The 17,875-nt window shown below is 55.1% G+C and carries 17 protein-coding genes; 12 read left to right on the top strand and 5 right to left on the bottom strand.

The window, feature by feature from the left end; genetic code table 11:
• Positions 1-231 precede the first annotated feature (231 nt).
• The 8 genes from BMH52_RS28465 (at position 232) to BMH52_RS28430 (ending at position 8,841) form a co-directional block, all read left to right on the top strand.
• Entirely contained in the window at positions 232-957 is a 726-nt protein-coding gene (locus tag BMH52_RS28465; RefSeq protein WP_008437331.1) for a PFL_4669 family integrating conjugative element protein, read from the top strand.
• A 5-nt stretch (positions 958-962) separates the two neighbouring features.
• The gene (locus BMH52_RS28460; RefSeq protein WP_008437334.1) at positions 963-1,502 is read left to right on the top strand and encodes a DUF3158 family protein; all 540 of its coding nucleotides are present in this window, start codon (positions 963-965) and stop codon (positions 1,500-1,502) included.
• A gap of 15 nt (positions 1,503-1,517) precedes the next feature.
• Entirely contained in the window at positions 1,518-1,982 is a 465-nt protein-coding gene (locus tag BMH52_RS28455; protein WP_008437336.1) for a single-stranded DNA-binding protein, read from the top strand.
• 110 nt (positions 1,983-2,092) lie between these two features.
• Positions 2,093-2,518, top strand: a complete 426-nt coding sequence (locus tag BMH52_RS28450) for a hypothetical protein (protein WP_008437339.1) — start codon at positions 2,093-2,095, stop codon at positions 2,516-2,518.
• 178 nt (positions 2,519-2,696) lie between these two features.
• Complete coding sequence (locus tag BMH52_RS28445) at positions 2,697-2,894, top strand: CrpP family ICE-associated protein (protein ID WP_073845721.1); 198 nt, start codon at positions 2,697-2,699, stop codon at positions 2,892-2,894.
• A gap of 99 nt (positions 2,895-2,993) precedes the next feature.
• Positions 2,994-4,898 (top strand): type I DNA topoisomerase, encoded by a 1,905-nt coding sequence (gene topA, locus BMH52_RS28440; RefSeq protein WP_008437341.1) that lies wholly within the window; start codon positions 2,994-2,996, stop codon positions 4,896-4,898.
• Between the two features lie 110 nt (positions 4,899-5,008).
• The gene (locus BMH52_RS28435; protein ID WP_019818088.1) at positions 5,009-6,889 is read left to right on the top strand and encodes a hypothetical protein; all 1,881 of its coding nucleotides are present in this window, start codon (positions 5,009-5,011) and stop codon (positions 6,887-6,889) included.
• Complete coding sequence (locus tag BMH52_RS28430; RefSeq protein ID WP_024073377.1) at positions 6,886-8,841, top strand: DEAD/DEAH box helicase; 1,956 nt, start codon at positions 6,886-6,888, stop codon at positions 8,839-8,841. The genes BMH52_RS28435 and BMH52_RS28430 overlap by 4 nt, the downstream gene beginning before the upstream one ends.
• Before the next feature lie 255 nt (positions 8,842-9,096).
• Here the strand turns inward: BMH52_RS28430 and BMH52_RS28425 are convergent, their stop codons facing one another.
• Genes BMH52_RS28425 through BMH52_RS28405 form a run of 5 tightly spaced genes read right to left on the bottom strand, consistent with a single transcriptional unit; the run spans position 9,097 to position 12,541 of the window.
• A complete protein-coding gene (locus BMH52_RS28425) occupies positions 9,097-9,645 on the bottom strand; it encodes an arsinothricin resistance N-acetyltransferase ArsN1 family B (protein ID WP_008437347.1) in 549 nt (182 codons plus the stop codon).
• Positions 9,646-9,664: 19 nt separating this feature from the next.
• Complete coding sequence (gene arsH / locus BMH52_RS28420; RefSeq protein WP_008437348.1) at positions 9,665-10,399, bottom strand: arsenical resistance protein ArsH; 735 nt, start codon at positions 10,397-10,399, stop codon at positions 9,665-9,667.
• Positions 10,399-10,869, bottom strand: a complete 471-nt coding sequence (locus BMH52_RS28415) for an arsenate reductase ArsC (protein ID WP_008437349.1) — start codon at positions 10,867-10,869, stop codon at positions 10,399-10,401. The genes arsH and BMH52_RS28415 overlap by 1 nt, the downstream gene beginning before the upstream one ends.
• 9 nt (positions 10,870-10,878) lie before the next feature.
• Positions 10,879-12,168, bottom strand: a complete 1,290-nt coding sequence (locus BMH52_RS28410) for an arsenic transporter (RefSeq protein ID WP_008437350.1) — start codon at positions 12,166-12,168, stop codon at positions 10,879-10,881.
• Between the two features lie 22 nt (positions 12,169-12,190).
• A complete protein-coding gene (locus tag BMH52_RS28405) occupies positions 12,191-12,541 on the bottom strand; it encodes a metalloregulator ArsR/SmtB family transcription factor (RefSeq protein WP_008437351.1) in 351 nt (116 codons plus the stop codon).
• A gap of 456 nt (positions 12,542-12,997) precedes the next feature.
• Here BMH52_RS28405 and BMH52_RS28400 point away from each other — a divergent pair, with 456 nt between their 5' ends.
• The 4 genes from BMH52_RS28400 to pilP are packed head-to-tail and all read left to right on the top strand — an operon-like array spanning position 12,998 to position 17,866.
• Positions 12,998-14,155, top strand: a complete 1,158-nt coding sequence (locus BMH52_RS28400) for a TcpQ domain-containing protein (RefSeq protein WP_019818090.1) — start codon at positions 12,998-13,000, stop codon at positions 14,153-14,155.
• The gene (locus BMH52_RS28395) at positions 14,155-15,969 is read left to right on the top strand and encodes a PilN family type IVB pilus formation outer membrane protein (protein WP_019818091.1); all 1,815 of its coding nucleotides are present in this window, start codon (positions 14,155-14,157) and stop codon (positions 15,967-15,969) included. The genes BMH52_RS28400 and BMH52_RS28395 overlap by 1 nt, the downstream gene beginning before the upstream one ends.
• A gap of 3 nt (positions 15,970-15,972) precedes the next feature.
• Positions 15,973-17,304, top strand: a complete 1,332-nt coding sequence (gene pilO2, locus BMH52_RS28390) for a type 4b pilus protein PilO2 (RefSeq protein WP_024073376.1) — start codon at positions 15,973-15,975, stop codon at positions 17,302-17,304.
• Complete coding sequence (gene pilP, locus BMH52_RS28385) at positions 17,294-17,866, top strand: type IV pilus biogenesis protein PilP (RefSeq protein ID WP_008437355.1); 573 nt, start codon at positions 17,294-17,296, stop codon at positions 17,864-17,866. The genes pilO2 and pilP overlap by 11 nt, the downstream gene beginning before the upstream one ends.
• The last annotated feature ends 9 nt before the right edge of the window (positions 17,867-17,875 follow it).

Raw genomic sequence — 17,875 nt, 5'->3', positions numbered from 1 at the left:
CTGCCGGCCGGGGCGTCTGGAAAGGGTTGTGGCCCACAACACCCTGACAGCATCCGGCACCGGAGGTGGCCGCCACGCAAGGGATTCGGTCCGCACCGGCGAGTTTCAGCTCTTCCTATATAGAAGCCTCAACAAATCCCCTTCCATCGGGCTACGTATTTAATGCTGCGTCTCCTATAGCCAAATTGCAGCATGGGTACGTCAATCCTCTTCCCAAGGAAACACTGCACCATGGCTGATAACTTCCGGCTCAACATCGGTTCACTGCGCAGCGATGTGAAGCTCACCCTTCACACTCACCACGCCGCTCGTATATGGATGGGGCGCCCTAAAAATGACCTCAAAGCCGGCATCATTGGTCTGTCAGGGTTCTGCACTGTCGTCAATCGAATGTCTCGAGGCGCCCAACAGGATGATCCCTACTCTGACTGGTGGATGATCCTCCTCGAGGAAAAGATCAACGATTCCAAGGAAGCGTTAAAGACCATCGAAGATCGCCTGGACACAGCCATGGCCTCTCTTCCACCGGCCATCAGCATTAGCGAAAACCTCTCGATCCAGCCTGTCAGCCTCCCGCTGTACATCTCCAATCCCCTGGGATTTCAGGCTGTGTACCTGCTGACGAACTACGACGAAATTGTCAGACGCATTCTGTTGGCCCAGCACGTTGGCCTTGTCGGGCGCCACGATATGGAAACCTGGATCGACGAAGGCGCAGCGGTACTGCGGAGACTGTTTGGTCTGGCCCAGATCTATAAGTACTCAGGCGCTGCCCGCGACGACTTCGCTGCAAACAATGCCAAGGCTGAAGCAGCCCGCAAAATGTACGAGCGGTACGGTGAGCTGCCACAAGACATCCTGGAAGGCACCCGCCGTTCGAATTTCGCGCCACCGATCATCCGCGGTCAGCAGCAAACCGAGACGGATGATCATCTCGATGACCCCGTTGAGGGTTAAAGAGCATGGGCCAGATTCCCTCCAATGATGGGTCGCTGCAACAGACCGCCTTCCGGCCACTGCAACAGGAAGCCTTTCAGCGACTGCAACAGGCTGCCTCACTAAAGGGCCTTTTAAAGCCTTTTAAAGGTAAGGGGGAGCTGACCCAATTTGCCGATCTTTGCCGAGCTCAAGAATCGGACTTAAAAGCTCTTGCCCAGGAAGTGCTGAGCCAGGCCCGCCGATATCCATTCACCCTAGTTCCAGTGCGGTTGACTGAGCAGAACACCCAAGCCGGCACCCAGTTTTTGAGATGGCAGCAGGTGACAGATCGGCGGATGGGCGTAGGGGTTTGGGCAGAAATGATGGGCTCACCCAGAACACCGGAATCCATGCTGCAGGATCTTTACGTGATGGAGCTGCAGCGCATCACCTTGAATATGCAAATGAGTTTGCTGCACTCGATCACCAAACAGGCCGCCGAGTGCGCAGAAAAAATGGGCCAGGCAGAGGCCGTGTATACCGCTCGCCTGCAGCAGCTCAACAACCCAACGCAACACCAATAACCTCGGAGAATACTCATGGGCACGCCCGTACAAGGCTGGGAAGGCAATATCGGTTCTGCACCGGAATTCAAAGAATTCCCCAACGGCAATAAAGACCCACGTCGACTCATGCGAGCCAACGTTTACTTCGACAATTCGATTCCGGATGGCAAAGGCGGCTACGAAGATCGTGGCGGTTTTTGGGCGAATGTGGAGTGGTGGCACAAGGACGCCGAGCATTATTCGCAACTGTTCCAGAAAGGTATGCGAGTGCTGGTTTCCGGTCGCGCCGTTATGGACCGTTGGAAGAACGACGATGGCGAATTCGAAGCTTTGAAAATCCAGGCCAGCCGGGTCGGCATGCTGCCACACCGCGTGACCATGGTGAATCTGGCGCCTTCGCAAAACCAGAATTCGCAACAGTCCAACAGACCCGAATCGCGGCCGCAGCCAGCTCCAGGCCCGGATGAATATCCAGATACCGATCCACCGCAATTCTGAAAACAGGGGCTTAATTTTTCGGCCCATTCGTGTAGCTGTCGGTGTTGGGGGAAACAGCTCATCGTTTCCCCCGACCTCATTAGAGAACCACTACAAATTAGGACGTGCCGATGGATGAAGTTTTGAGGGACCCAACAGGGTACGTTGTCATTGGCGCAGAGCACCCAGCTTTAGGCCGTGTTTACTGGGCTTACTTTGATGAAAGCGAGGTGAATGCTCCGGACTACTACGGGCTCACCCTGGACATAAACCGAGCATCATGGGCTCCAGTTGGGTGGCGAACGGGAGAGTATCTGATGGGGGGCCGTGGAGAGACAGACCTTGATACCTGGCAAGCCCGCCGATTTATCAACACCTTGCTCGATGAATACCGCTTAGATACTGAATACCGCGTCGACTTTGACGACGACGACGAAATGACTGAACACTTATACGGCAAGCTGGAACAACTACGTGTTCAAAGCGGACAATCCACTCAGGACTTCATCGCGTGGATCAGAGTTGCGAACTGGACGGACGAGCCAGCTTCGAATTGACATCAAACCGCCAATTGGTTGGCAAAAAATCGCGCCATTCGTTAACTTTCAGGTTGAGTCACACTTCCATTCGGCTATCTCAAGCACAGAAGTTTAAAACTTCCGTTTTTGATGCAAAAAAATGCGCTATTCGTGATGTTACTGTCTGATAGATCTGTTCTTCGGGGACCGATAGCCAATGGCGCAATCTCGAACTTCTTTGAAACCAGCAGATAGGCGGCAATTCAATAACCCCCATACTGCCGTTCAAATAGCCGGTGCTGACGCCGCCCGAAAAGGGCTACGGGTGTATGACTGCCCTTACCACCATCCTGCGATGCGCGCGTCGTGGCTAAAGGGCTTTGCCCAGGAACAGCAGCTGACGCTGGACCTCTAGCCGCTAAAAGCCTCCCGTTGTGCATTGACCATTTCCCATTGAAGCCTTACCTGCCATGACGTGACAGTCCCGCTCTGCATAATTGAGAAGGGGCACACCGTGAAGCTATTGATCATCGAGGCACCTGGGAAGCTGAAAAAGCTTCAGCCAATGATGAAGAAACTGCGCCCAGGCGAACACTGGTTGGTTGTCGCCAGTGGTGGGCACATACGTGACTTGCCCGCCAGAGGGCAGGACGACAGCATGATCACCACAGGCGTCCGCAAAAATTACACACCGGTGTACGAGATCCTGGATAAGAGCGCCAAGGCCGTGCGGACCATCAAGGCCGCAGCTAAACAGGCCGATGAAATCTACCTCGCAACCGATCCGGATCGCGAAGGTGAAAGCATCAGCTGGCACATCCAGCAGGTACTGGCGGTCAAATCCTACAAACGCATCACCTTCAATGAAATCACCCTGAAGCGTGTCGCAGAGGCTCTAGCCAATCCTCGCCAAATCGATTTGAACAGAGTCGCGTCACAAGAATGCCGGCGTGTACTTGATCGTTTGGTGGGTTACCTGGTGACTCAGGAGCTACGCCGACTGATGGGCAAGCCCACCTCTGCAGGCCGCGTGCAATCGCCTGCCGTATACCTGGTGGTTTTGCGCGAGCGCGAGATCCGCAACTTTCAGGTAATCAACCACTTCGGTGTGCGTCTGAACTTTGTGGATATGAATCAGGGCACCACCTGGTATGCAGACTGGCAACCGGTACCGGATTTCGCGAGCAAAGACTTTCCTTACGTTCAAGATGCCAACCTGGCCCGACTCGTCGCCGGCACACGTAATGTCGTCGTCGAGTCCTGTGAAGACCGCAAGGCCGAGCGCCACCCACCCGCGCCCTTCATCTCTTCCACCCTTCAACAAGCAGCCAGCAACGCCTTGAAATGGGACCCGGACAAGACCATGCAAGTCGCCCAGCGATTGTATGAACAAGGCGTGATCACCTACCACAGGACGGATAATCCCAACGTACCAGACGAGGCCATGGAGGATATTAGAACCGTAGCTAGATCTATCGGATTGAAGACCGTCGACGAGCGACGTACATTCAAGGCCGCCGAAGGCGCGCAGGAAGGCCACCCCGCTATTACCCCGACGCATTGGGCTGATACAAAAGCTGGTGAGAACGACGAGGAACTCGCCCTGTACAAGTTGATTTGGGTCCGGGCGCTGGCCAGCCAGATCGAAGCGGCGGTATTCGACGTGCGTGCTGTAAAACTGCTCGCGGTTGGCCCAAATGGTAAGGCTTTGCGATTCAATGCAACTGGTGAAACCCTTTTTCATCCTGGGTGGCGGAAACTGCTCAAGGGCGATGACACAGACGATGAGGAAGATGGAGCAGCGAGCAACCCAGTTCCTGCACTCACACCAAAACAGATCATCTCTGTGCACAACGGAGAACTGCTGAAGAAGAAAACTCAGCCGCCATCCCGCTACACCAAGGCCAGTCTAATCAAAGAAATGGAGCGCCGCGGTATTGGTCGTCCCAGCACGTTCGCCTCGATCTTGAAGAACATCACCAGCAAAGGAATGATTGAGGAAAAAAGCCGCAAGCTGGTACCGGCGCCGCTGGGGGAGGAAACAATCGCGAAGCTGGAAGGGTTCTACAGTTTCGTGGAGCTCGATTTTACGAGGGAGCTGGAGCGGGATTTGGACAAAGTCGCCCAGGGCCAAGACACCTATGGAGCTGTCGTTGCGCGTCTGCATAGACGCCTGGAAGAGGAACTGTCTCAGCAACGTGGAATGCCGAGTGTGCCGATGGCGTCCGCTCCACGCCCAGCCACAGCAGGTGGCGCTTTCAACTGTCCCAAGTGCAATCAACCCCTCGCAAGGCGACAAAAAAAAGGGGGCGGTGGCTATGACTTTTGGGGTTGCACAGGCTTCAAATCGAATGGATGCAAGGTGAGTTTTCCAAACTTGAATGGCAAACCAGATCTCAATAAACCCAGAGGGGTGTGACTTCTGCCATTGCCGATATAAATCACCGACAACGCCGTTACGCATTAACCCTAGAAGCCCACCATTCCTATACCTGACAGTCCTCTGCGAAATTGCAGAGGAGGTCATGGGTGAGCGTACAGAAGAGACAATCGGTGGTGGGGCTGCGCATCTTAGCGCCGAAGCTGGAGAAGTTCTCAGACCGGCAAATTGAAGTCGCCCAGACCTGGGCTTTACAATTTAACGTACCGCCCTCCCAGCTGACCTCCTTCATCGATACCTATCTGAGTTCCACTGTCCATACTCGTTGCTGGTGCGTAGCCCTGCCCTCTACAGATGATCAAACACGGCGGCTCCTGGCCAGAATCGGCGATCACCTCCAGTACTTCGATGGTCATCAGGTTAAGGCCTGCAAAATCTTCAGCAAGGACCGCGTGCATAAGAGAAAACCCACCGCAATGGTGGCCCAGCAGCTACTGCTCAGGTTTGAAAAACGCTGGTATGCAGACGTCCTACTGACCTCCTTCTGCAAGTCTGCTGGAGAGAGGGCGAAAGCCCTTTCGATTGAAGATCTAGGAAGCTTTAATCGCCGCGGCTTCGATTGGACGGCGAGCAACAATCGGTACTTCAATCCCCGCACCCGATTTTACCTGAAGCAGATTGGCAGCACGCTGAAGCAGTTTTGCCAGTGTCTGGACCAAGAGCTTTTATTCGCCATTCGTTCAGCGCAATGTCCCTCACCCAAGCTCTATAACTGGCTGGCTCAAGGTGACCGAAAACGCCGCCTTCAGGCCCTAAAAGCCCAGCCAGTACTGATTCCACTTCTGGTACTAGCAGATCAATGGCCGTGGCCGTGGGATGGGCAGCAGCAGGTATACATGAACTGCCCATGGGATGAACTTCAGGCGTGGCGCCCATACTGGAGTGAGGACCGTTATTTGATTTCCGCTGAAGAGTGCCTGGTAGGTCGCATAGCCGACGCGGGCCTCCCCCTTTCCGACACACTGGCTTGGCTGCTACAGGCGCCGCGCGCTGCAGTGCGCTACCTGGGTCAACAGCGGGTATTCGATACCGGCAGTGCATTGACCCGTATCAGCCGCGAGGGGCCACAAGGACCCTGGCATCGACTGCTGCTGGGAGCCTCACTGGGCAATCGCCGTCCTCTTAAAAAAGCGCACTGGATCACTCTCTTCGCGCTGCTGGATAAAATCCCGTATCAACTGCTGGATCAAACGCAGGACTGGAACAGGCTGCTGTCAGGGTGTCCAACTGATTGGTCGGACGACAATTGGTCCAAAATCGCCGACGACTTTCGAGACCTGAACGAGCTCTTTAACAACGTTGATGAGAGCGACGGACCAGCTTCTGGTGAAGCACTGCAGAAACTCAAAAGCTTCATTGCTACTGCTTCCTATCACCAGATCGCCAGCTTGGTGAATGGCTTTCACCTCGCGTTGATAGACATCCGTGAGGCTTTAGATGCAGTAGATCCACAAACAAGAACAGACTCTTTAACGCCCTGGAAGCCGCTGCTTTATTCAACCAGCACACCCCTCGTGAGTCCAAATGGGCTGCAAATTATCGAACTGAAGTGCCCCGCCGATCTTGATGCGGAACATCGAGCGCTGGGCCATTGCATTGATGGTTACGACTACAGTGCTTATCGGGGCATCTGCCGTCTTTTTTCGGTTCGCGAAAACGGGAAATCGTTGGCCTCTGCAGAAATCCAAATGGATGAAAGTGCCTGGGGCGAAACGTTAGCAAAATTGACTCCCAAACACCTGGTGACGATACAACTGAGAGGGCTCCGCAATCGCACACCTAAGTCGGGCTCCAGGGTTGACCGGGCCTATCAATGGTTTTGGGCAAAGATCAAATCGGGTGAGCTCGCCATTAACCTGGAATGGCCCGACCAAACACTATCCATGTCGCGCTATACAAATCGAAACCGGAAAAAAATGCATGCCCAGGCCTGTGCGGAATGGATCAACCAACGATTGAGCAGGACATGAGTCGTCCACGTCTGATGAACCGCCGGCAGGACCTGGTCGAAAAAGTCATTTTTGACGGCTATGACTTCGGGGTCTTAATGCAATACGTTGAGGGTGCGAACCGGCTGTTTCTCGAACGTAATGGTTTCTATATTCGGCGTGCCGAGCATCCTCAACATCGCTATTGGCGATTACCAAAAGGCAAGTTGCTGGATGACCTGGATGTGCTCTTCCACCGTTTGATGGAGTTGTCCGAGGACCGTTTCAATGAAAGTTGGGAGACGTTTTCACATAAAATCACAGCCGCACAAAACGACCCAGATCGGCAGGCATTCACGTGGGGGCTGACCTTTCGGATAGCTCCACTCGTTCAGGGCGGGATCCTGCTGTCAGGTGACTACCATCCTGGCGCGGTCGCCGTTTCAAGGCGCATGCACGGCGTGTTTCTCGGGCATTCCAAGTCCTGGCGCATTGACGCTGGTGCGGAAGTGGTGCGAAGCAACTTGATCCTGGAGCTTGGATTGTCGGAGGATCAGTTCGAAATCCTCGACACCGTGCAAGAGCTGCTGACCGACGGATCCGTTGTTCCAGCTGATGAAATCACCCGCATCAGTCTTGGTGGACCGCCACAAGAGCGCGCAGCAAAAGCGGCTGACGATAGCACCTCAACCGATGTGTATTTAGCCGCGGTGCCCTCAATCGAGCGCACCGGGTCCACTACCGAACAGATTAACCAGGCATTGGCTGGTTATTCTTTACTGGACCATCAACCGGCAGGCATCCGGCACTTGCTACAGCGCACAAGCGCCTTGCTTGCGGATGACATGGGGCTTGGTAAAACTCGCCAAGCAATCATTGCCGCTGCAATCCGAGCAGCTAATAGACCCATCTTGGTTATCACCCTGTCGACGTTGATCATCAACTGGCAACGCGAAATCCAGATGGTGTATCCCAAGGCCACTATCGGCCAACAGGTCTTTGATCCCTCTTCGCAATGGATTATCACCAACTACGAACGCCTTGGCGATTTTGTTCTGCATGCAGGACACTTTGAAGTGATGATCATCGACGAGGCGCACCGCCTGAAAGAGCCGACCGCCGCGTGGACACGTCACGGCTTCGACATTGCCGCCAAGATACCCAACCGTTACCTGCTGACGGGTACGCCAGTCCTCAACCGAGAATCTGAGCTGCACACGCTGCTACGGCTATCCGGCCACCCCGTTGGGAAACTGCCCTTGAAAGAATTCTGCGAACAGTTCGCCGGCAGTCAGGATTTCCGCATGAATCTGCGGGGCGCAATCGGCGATTGGATGCTCCGTCGACGCAAGGATGTCTTGCCCGGTCTCAAGGGCAAACAGCGCCAAACTTTACCCATCGAACTCACTGCTGAAGAGCGCAAGCAATACGATCAAATTCGGCTCGAAGACAGGCCTAGCCTCGCCAGGTTGGGATCACTGCGTCAGTTGCTTGAGCAGGTAAAGATTCGTGTCGTAATGGATCTGCTGTGCGAACTGGACGCGGAGGACAAAGTAATCTTGTTCTGTGAGTTCAAGGATACGGTAGGAACACTTCGCACTCGGTGCAAGCAAGCTGAGTACGGGTGCGTCACGGTTGTCGGCAGTGACTCTGTAGGCAAACGGCAGAAGGCGATCGATCAATTCCAAAGTGATCCAGAAACCCGCGTCTTTGCCGCCACTACCTCCGCTGCCGGCACCGGCAACAACCTCACTGCGGCCAACTATGTGATGTTCCTGGGCCTCCCCTGGACGCCTGGACTGCAGGACCAGGCTGAGGACAGGGCCTACCGCAATGGGCAATTGCGCATGGTCGTGGTGAAAATCCCGCTGGTGGAAAACACAATCGACCAGATGCTTTGGCAAATGCTGCAGGATAAGCGTCAGTTGGCAAGTGACCTCATTGAGCCCGACGCGGCCGGCAACGCGAGACAAGCATTGGCGACCAATTTGTAGATCTGCGGTATATCACTGCTTCTTAGTGGCTGAGACCTTGTAAACGTACTTGGAACCATTACTTTTGTTTTCTGGAATCTAATAGGCCTCCCCATCGGCAACAATAGTTTCGTTCGATATCTGCAAACTTCCGAAAGTGGCAAATCTATTTCGATTTTACCCACTTTGCTCGTATTCATTTCGAGGAGTCGAACATAATTGACTTTGTTACGTATTAGAATCTTCCCATCGCTCATAATGGCCGTCGAGACCCATTCAGAAGAGACTGATCTCACTGAAAGGCACGGACAGTTTTGGCGGACTCGTTGAATCCAGCGCGATACGCCAATATCCAACATCATGCCAAGCGCCATGCTTGAATCCTACTTCTGGATACGTACCGATGTGAGCGAAGCCTAGTGCTTCATGCAGCCCCACGCTGCCATCGTTTGGCAGCGCGATCCCGGCAAAGGCTGCGTGAAACCCTTGCCTTTTCAATGTCGGCAGCAACACGCCATACAGTGCCCGGCCGACCCCGCTACGGTGCGCTTCTGGCGATATATAAACGGTGACGTCGACCGACCAGCGATAGGCCTCACGAGCCCGGTGCTGACTGGCATATGCATAGCCGATGAGCTGGCCGTCTCGCTCCGCTACCAGATACGGGTAAGTCGGCAAAGTCGACCCAATCCGCTTGGCCATCTCTTCGACTGTGGGCGGCTCAAGCTCAAACGAAATCGCCGTATGCTCAACCATCGGTGCGTAAATTGCCTGGATGGCTTGAGCGTCCGAAATCTGCGCAATCCTTACTGTGGTGTTGCTCATCCTCTATCCCCTTGGTCGCTCAAATCGATCTTTGATTGACTCGTTTCGAGAGTGCTTCGGCGCTTTCCTTGCGCTCCGAATAGCGGTCTACCAAATACGTTTCCCGGCCCCGAACCATCAGCGTGAACTTCATCAGTTCCTCCATCACGTCCACAACACGGTCGTAGTAGGCGGATGGCTTCATACGCCCTGCGTCGTCGAACTCCAGAAAGGCTTTGGGTACTGACGACTGGTTTGGGATGGTGATCATCCGCATCCAGCGCCCGAGGATCCTAAGCTGGTTTACCGTGTTGAAGGACTGTGATCCACCGCAGACCTGCATGACGGCCAACGTCTTGCCCTGGCTGGGGCGGACAGCGCCCAACGTGAGAGGTATCCAGTCTATTTGGGCTTTGAATACAGCAGACATTGCACCGTGACGCTCTGGCGAACACCACACCTGTCCCTCTGACCACAGAACCAGATCCCGCAGCTCTTTAACCTTTGGATGGTCTTCCGGAGCGTCATCAGGGAGAGGCAGACCCGAGGGATCAAAGATGACGGTCTCGGCTCCCATTAGGGTCAGGATGCGCGCGGCCTCTTGGGTCAGCAGCCTGCTGAAAGAGCGCTCACGGGTTGAGCCATACAGCAACAAGATGCGTGGTTTGTGAGTCGGTTGCTCGTTGCCTTGCAGGCGATCCAGTGTGACGAAGTCGATTAGCGACTGATCCAGATTAGGTAGATCCAGGCTGCTTTCCGAGGAAAATTCGTCCATTACAGTTCACCTATTTGATCTAGCTCGCGCTTCAGTTCCTGCGGTGTGAGCGCCGAATGATCCAAGCTGAAGAATGCCTCGAAACGCTTTTTAATCTGGACGACGGTCGCGTCAAATGCGGCTTGGATGTCGCTGTCTGTGCCTTCTACATCGGAAGGGTCGGCGAGGCCCCAGTGGCTTTTGACAGCAGGCCCGAAATAGACCGGGCAGGGTTCGCCTCCAGCCTTATCACACACGGTGATCACCACATCCGGTGGTGAGTCCGAAAACACCTCTGAGCCTTTGCTGTAGAGATCTGTGGTGTCGATACCAAGCGCTTGCAACGTACTCACGGCGCGTGGATTCAGTTGTCCGCTTGGGAAGCTGCCCGAACTGACGGCGTTAAAACCGCTCGGGGCCAGGTGGTTGAACAACCCCTCCGAGAGAACGCTCCGGCAGCTGTTTGCCGTACACATAAATAGCACTTTCATGGGTTTCTCCTAGACAGGGATGCTCAGCCGCGACGCCAGTGCCACCAGCGTTACCAGCAAGATAGGGAGGGTGAGGATGCTGCCGACTTTGAAGTAGTAACCCCAGGTGATGCGGATATTTTTCTGCGCTAGCACATGCAGCCACAGCAACGTGGCCAGGCTTCCGATGGGCGTGATCTTGGGGCCAAGATCGCAACCGATGACGTTGGCGTAGATCATGGCCTCACGTACCAGTCCTGTAGCGTCGCTGCCCTGAATGGACAGAGCGCCGATAAGCACACTCGGCATGTTGTTCATGATCGAGGACAACAGCGCAGCGGTGATACCGGTGCCCAAGGTAGCGGCCCATAGGCCATGCTCGGCAAATATGTTCAGCAGCCCCGAGAGCGAGTCGGTTAGGCCAGCATTACGCAGGCCATAGACCACCAGATACATGCCCAGCGAAAACACGACAATTTGCCAGGGCGCGTCCTTGATGACCCTTCTCGTGGAGATGATTTGGCCTTTACCTGCGATGACCAGCAGGATCATTGCACACGCAGCAGCAACAGCGCTGATGGGGATACCTAACGGCTCCAGTGCGAACAGACCAACCAGCAGCAGGCCAAGTACCCACCAGCCAGCAATGAAGGTCGCCCGATCTCGAATCACCGACTCCGGGGCCTCAAGCTGATCCGCGTCGTACTGGGCGGGAATGTCCTTGCGATAGAACATCCAGAGCATGAACAGTGTCGCGGCCACGGCCACTAGGTTCACTGGCCACATGACAGAAGCGTATTCACCGAAACCCACGCCAAAAAAGTCTGCCGAAACGATGTTCACCAGGTTGGACACCACCATCGGCAGACTGGCGGTATCAGCGATGAAGCCTGCGGCCATCACGAATGCCAAGGTGGATGCCGGGCTGAAGCGAAGCGCCGTCAGCATCGCGATGACGATTGGGGTCAGAATCAGTGCGGCTCCATCATTGGCGAACAGTGCCGAAACGGCTGCACCGAGCAGGATCATCAGCGCAAACAGACGTCCGCCTTTGCCCCGACCCCAGCGAGCGACATGAAGCGCCGCCCATTTGAAGAATCCCGCTTCATCGAGCAACAAACTGATGATGATCACAGCAATGAAGGTCGCGGTAGCGTTCCAGACGATGTGCCACACAACCGGCACATCCCCTAGACTTACGGCGCCAGTCAGTAGTGCCAGAACGGCACCCGCTGCCGCGCTCCAGCCGACACCTAACCCCTTGGGTTGCCAGATAACAAAGACGAGCGTAACTACGAAAATCGATGCTGCGATGAGCATGAGTATGTTCCAGATCAGGATGTCAGCAGCAGGAGGCTTGGCGCACGGGTCTGTCTTCCATGGAAGCCAGCCGTCCTTGATGGTCGTTAACCCAGGACTGGTGTGCCTGCGTAGTGACGTTCAGAACATCCAGTGCCCACTGTTCAAGCTCGGGATGCAGCCGGTAGTAAACCCACTGACCCTGCCTCCGATCTGCGAGTAACCCGCAAGCACGCAGTTGGGCAAGATGCCTGGAGACCTTCGACTGGTTATCGTCCAGTGCCCAGATTAACTCGCACACGCACAACTCACCCTCAGCCGAAAGCATGAGCATGATCCGGGCGCGAGTTTCATCACCCAAGCACTTGAAGAATGTGTGTGGTGTAAGGCTCATAAGCAATCGCTCTGCATATGTGGATAATCGAATATGCAGATTTAACCACGTTCAGCCTGCTTGCACAAATGCCTGTGGCGGGAGTTAACGATGGGGATCAATGCTCACCGGTCGACCACAGGGTAACGACCAGGAGGGATTAACAATCGCCTCAGCACGCGGACGGAGATTTGATGTTCGAATGGATGTTCGCTGAACGCGATTTTGGATTCATTACTCTAGGCGTAATGGCAGGATAGCTGGTCAGGTCGAATGCAATTGAGTGGTCAGCGTGAATGCAAATGAATGCTCAGCGTGAATGGAAATGGGTGATCAGATACTAGGTAATTTTCCACCTCGGTCGCGTCATCTTTGTATAGCCTATAAATACCTATAGACGTAGTTTTCTATTTCCTACTGCGCAGCTGGTACCAGCCTGTCACCGTTCCCCTATCATTACAGGGGGCCTCTCGGCACATGATCAGGCACGTCACCACGCTCTCGCTTCTAGCGTTAATCGCCAGTTGCACGACCCAAACGGCGCAGACACCCAAGCCCGCTTTCGACAGCAGTCGCAATCCGGACATGTTGACGCCAGACCTCTATCCTGGCGGCGCCGTTCCTGAAAAAGAACCAGTAGTGCGCTATGGCCGCTACACCCTCGTCAGCACGCTGCCAGATTCTGGCCAACGTGACCTGATGGCTCAGATTATCGACATCAGCATTCCAGCCAACATGCACCCAAATGTGCATGAGGCCATGCAGTACGTGGTGGACCGTTCAGGTTATACGCTTTGCTCGGCAGACTCTGGCCACGTCAACATCCTTTACACCCGACCACTCCCAGCAGCCCAATATAAACTTGGCCCTATGACCCTGCGTAACACCCTGCAGGTGCTCGCAGGTCCGGCCTGGCAGGTGAAGGTCGACGAGGTCAACCGTCAGGTGTGCTACGTCCTGCGCCCTGGCTACCAGCTCCCGGACTCTCCACGTCCTGCATCAACTCAGATTGCTCAACTCAACACATCGACAGCTGCACAGCCTATCGCAGCGAAGAGCAATAACAATGATGCGGGCAGCCAAGTAGTAGTCGCCGCCGTTCCCCAAACAGCGCCTTTCACAACAACGGCATCAGCCGCTACCCCTGTGGCGAACGCTGCACCAGCCAAAACCGTGGCCCCTCCTACGGTGATTACCAAGGATGGCTCTACAAAACAAACGTCTGCCTTGCCGACTCAGAGTCCGGCCTCGACTTCGTCCAGCAACCCAGATGCCAAGGCCGCTTCAACTCCGAAACTGGTCACCGCGCCGTCCGCAGTTTCTGCAGCGCCAAAGCCGGTTGCGACGGACATTGCAGCGCCGAAGCCGCTGGCCCAGACATGGACGGCTTCAACTGGCTCAACCCTTCGTCAAACCGTCGAAGGCTGGGCTGAAAAAGCGGGCTGGAAACTGATGTGGCAGGTCGATGATTTGGATTACTCAATTGACGCTCCACTTCGATTTGAGGGCAGTTTCCAAGAAGCCATTGGGTCGATTTTCCCTCTCTACGACTCGGCTCCACGGTCCTTTCTGGTCGATGTGGTCGACAGTAACTCCTCACAGCGGCTGATTTTTATTACAGAGAGGAACAAATGATGACTGCTCGTCTCTGGATCAAAAGCACAGCCTTGTCACTTATCGTCGCACTGGTGAGTTCCTGTTCGCTGCAGCGTGTGAATGAATCGGCCAGCCGAGCTGAAAATGACGCTGCGACAGCCTCTCAATACAGCCGATTTCTGAGAAATCAGCAGCAAGAGTCCGCGCGCGCTACGGTGGTGTTCAGCGACAAACCATGGGTGTCCAAAAAACCGCTGGTCGCCAAGCGTGGTTTACCGCTGACCATGGATTGCGACATCACCTATCGCCCCTCATATAACGTTGGGATCGCTGAGATCGCGCAGTACATCACTAGTGAATGTGGTGTACCGGTCATCGTAGCCCCTGACGCAATCGACCCAAGTGTCCTTTCCAGTTCGACGCAGGGCAACTCAGGACCTGCAGTTCCACCTGGTTTGGGCTCTGCCGACAACCTGACCAACTTCATGCCCGCCGGCGTCATCGGCAATGTTCCGAGCAACGCCCGCTCAATGAATTCGATTGGGCTGACTGCACCCAACACATTCCCCATTAAGTACAGCGGCAAGCTGTCAGGGTTGTTGAATCAAGCGACCTCCCAGTTGGGCTTAGCGTGGAATTATTCCTCCGATGATCGAAGCGTGCATGTCACTTACTTCGACACCAAGACGTTCGACGTCTGGGCATTTGGTGATGACCAGGTCATTGAAAGCACAGTGAAGTCGGGCTTGCTGACCGCTACAGGCAGCGGGAGCAGTTCCGGTGGTGGTGGCGGCGGATCTTCGTCGACAGGTGCATCGGGTGAATCAGGCAGCAACCAGAGCACCACCGTTACCATCAAGACCTCGCTGATCGGAGACATTGAAAAAAACGTCAAGGCGATGCTGAGCCAACAGCCCCAAGGTCGGATGTTCCTCTCGCGTTCCACTGGCACCCTGACGGTAAGTGACCGACCAGAAGTACTCTCAAACGTTGCTAAATACCTGAATTCGATCAACAGCAGTATCACCCGTCAGGTGTTGTTCAACGTCAAAGTTTTCGAGGTAACTCTCACCGACACAGACCAGACCGGCCTGGACTGGACGGCTGTCTATACGTCCTTGAGCAACAAATGGGGCTTTTCGCTGAAGAATGCCACCACCGGCATAAGCACGGGCGCGGTGTCGGGCTCGTTGAGTATTTTGGACACGTCGAAGTCTCCTTGGGCTGGCTCCAACTTAATCATCAAAGCACTTTCCGAACAGGGCCGAATCTCGAACGTTCGCTCGCCGTCGGTCACCACGCTGAATCTGCAGCCGGCACCCATCCAGATCGGCAACGTAAAGAGCTATGTCGCATCAAGCTCGACAACCACTACGGCTTCCGTTGGATCGTCTACTTCGCTCACCCCCGCGACTATCACCAGCGGCTTCAACATGATGTTGCTCCCTCGAATCATCGACCAGGACAACATGTTGCTGATGATCACCCTGAGCATGAGTAGCAAACCGACCTTCACCACTTTTACGAGCAACGGCTCCAGTGTCCAGACAGCGGATTACGACACCAAGAATCTGTCGCCCAAGGTCAAATTGCGCAGCGGTCAAACCCTCGTACTGACTGGTTTTGAGGAGAACAGCGAAAACGCAACCAAGTCTGGCGTAGGGGATCCTGGATTCTTCGGTTTGGGCGGCAGCCGTGTCCGCACCACAGGGCACAGCGTACTCGTAGTGCTGATTACTCCTGTTGTTGATAGCGACACAGGCAGCCCCAGCGCGGTGATTTCACCTGCTGCCAACGAGCCTTGGGGCTCTTGCCCTACCCCACTGCTGCATTGCACAGGTTCCAAGGGGTAAGCCATGGTTGCGGAAACCTCAAAAAATGCACGCTCTGCTCGAGTCCAGGTACTCCAGTATCGTGGAAAATCATTTGTCACCGGTCTGCGCTGGCATCCGCTGGGTAGTGTCACCGGGCACATGAAGGAAGCGCGCCAGTACGGTCGTGAGCACCACCTCGACATTGTCGCCATTAGAAGAACACCAGCCATTATTCAGGCAGGTTTTGTAGCGCGCAGCGAGGAGGTCATCAAAGGGATGTACTCGCTCGCGGCCACCCTGGCTGGACAGCTGGGGGACTCATGGATCGCGGCCTGGAAAACTGAAAGCGAGATTGACCAATATGCCCTCGTTGCTGTGTATCAAGGTGGCGTGATCTCTGGCTGCGACATGATCGGCACTGGTGCTGAGGTCCGCCGCCGAGTCGCGCAACAACGCAGTCGTGGGATCAACTTCGACAACGAGTACCTGCCCCCAGAGTTCGATATGGGCGGTCAACCACTGGACGTGGCAGAGCTGCTTCAGCCGTCGCATCTAAAACGCGAGTACCGGCTACGGCCACTCGTCTTTGGGCTATCCAAACCAGAACTTGTACAGCTGGCGGTTCTTGGCGTGCTGATCGCTGCCGGCATCATCGGATGGGCTCAATGGCAGAACCATCAGGACCAGATAGCCAAAGAGGCGGCTTTCCAGGCTGAACAGCAACGCCTGGCAGAGTTGGCCAGACTGCAAAAAGAATCCGGTATGGAACAGACGCCCCAAGCGCTTGAACACCCTTGGGCCAAACGTCCATCTGTTGCAGATTTCCTGGAGGGTTGCAGCAACGTCATTTATCAGTTGCCTCTGTCCATTCAGGGATGGCAGTTCACGAGTGCCGTCTGCGACGGCGCACAGGTTTTGTCCTCCTATAAGCGCTCGGGCAATAGCACGGCCGACAAACTGATACAGGCGACGCAGGGCCACTTTTCTGATCGGCCGGCCTTCTTTGACGAGGGCAACTCGGCCACGTTGAAATTCGACATCTCTCTACCCGCAGCCGGTGATGAGCCTCTAAAAGACGCCATCGTGATGTTGGCGAACCTGTCGTCTTGGCTGCACAGCTTCACTCAAACCCCAGTGCTGAAAGAAGTGCCGGTCGTTGTGCCCATTCAACCAGCGATACCGGGCCAACCTGCGCCACCGCCGCCCCCACCGCCTCAATGGAAGCAATTCGAGCTGAGCTATGCCACTGGCATTACGCCGCTGGACTCATTATCCGGCGCACCCAGTCAGGGCTTACGGCTGCGCGAAATCACAACCAAATATGAGACCGGCCACCTTGTCTGGTCAGTAATAGGTGACCTATATGCGAAATAAAGCGCTGTGCTTTTTGTGCTCCATCCTTGCGTTAGGGGCACCATCGAGCTGGGCAGATGAGAACACCCTATCTGGGGTGAACGTCGGCGAGCTGGCCCAGATTCAAAGCCAGACGATCTTGTTGAATGCCAAAGCCGAGAAGGCCAAGGCCGAAAGATCGATCAAGGGCGAAGACCAAAGTGCGACGACGCAGCCGTCAACTGTGTTTTTTTCTCAAGGAAACCTCACACAGCCGGCTGCAGCCTCGGCGCACAGCAGTGATACACAGTCTGACTTGCCTGTCGTGAAAGCGGTATTCGGCTCAGCAAAACGGCTGCGTGCGACTCTGCTCTACAGCAGCGGATTTGAAGTAGACGCAGATGCCTCATCTCGGGAGTTACCCGGTGGCTATCGCATGGCCATCCTCTCCGTCGAAAACGTGACCCTCGAGCGTGGCGGTAAGCGCTACCCCCTCGGCTTTTCCAGTACGCCCCCGGCCAGCTTGAGCAACGTTAACAATTCAGCCCCCAGCATTACCCCATCAGCACCTATGCCGCCTGGGCTGATCCCTGGCCAACGTTGATTGAGAAGT

Source organism: Pseudomonas sp. BTN1 (genome assembly GCF_001907715.1).
GTDB lineage: Bacteria > Pseudomonadota > Gammaproteobacteria > Pseudomonadales > Pseudomonadaceae > Aquipseudomonas > Aquipseudomonas paracarnis.
Note: the sequence above shows the minus strand (reverse complement) of the source record. Positions and strands in the feature narration are given on the sequence as shown.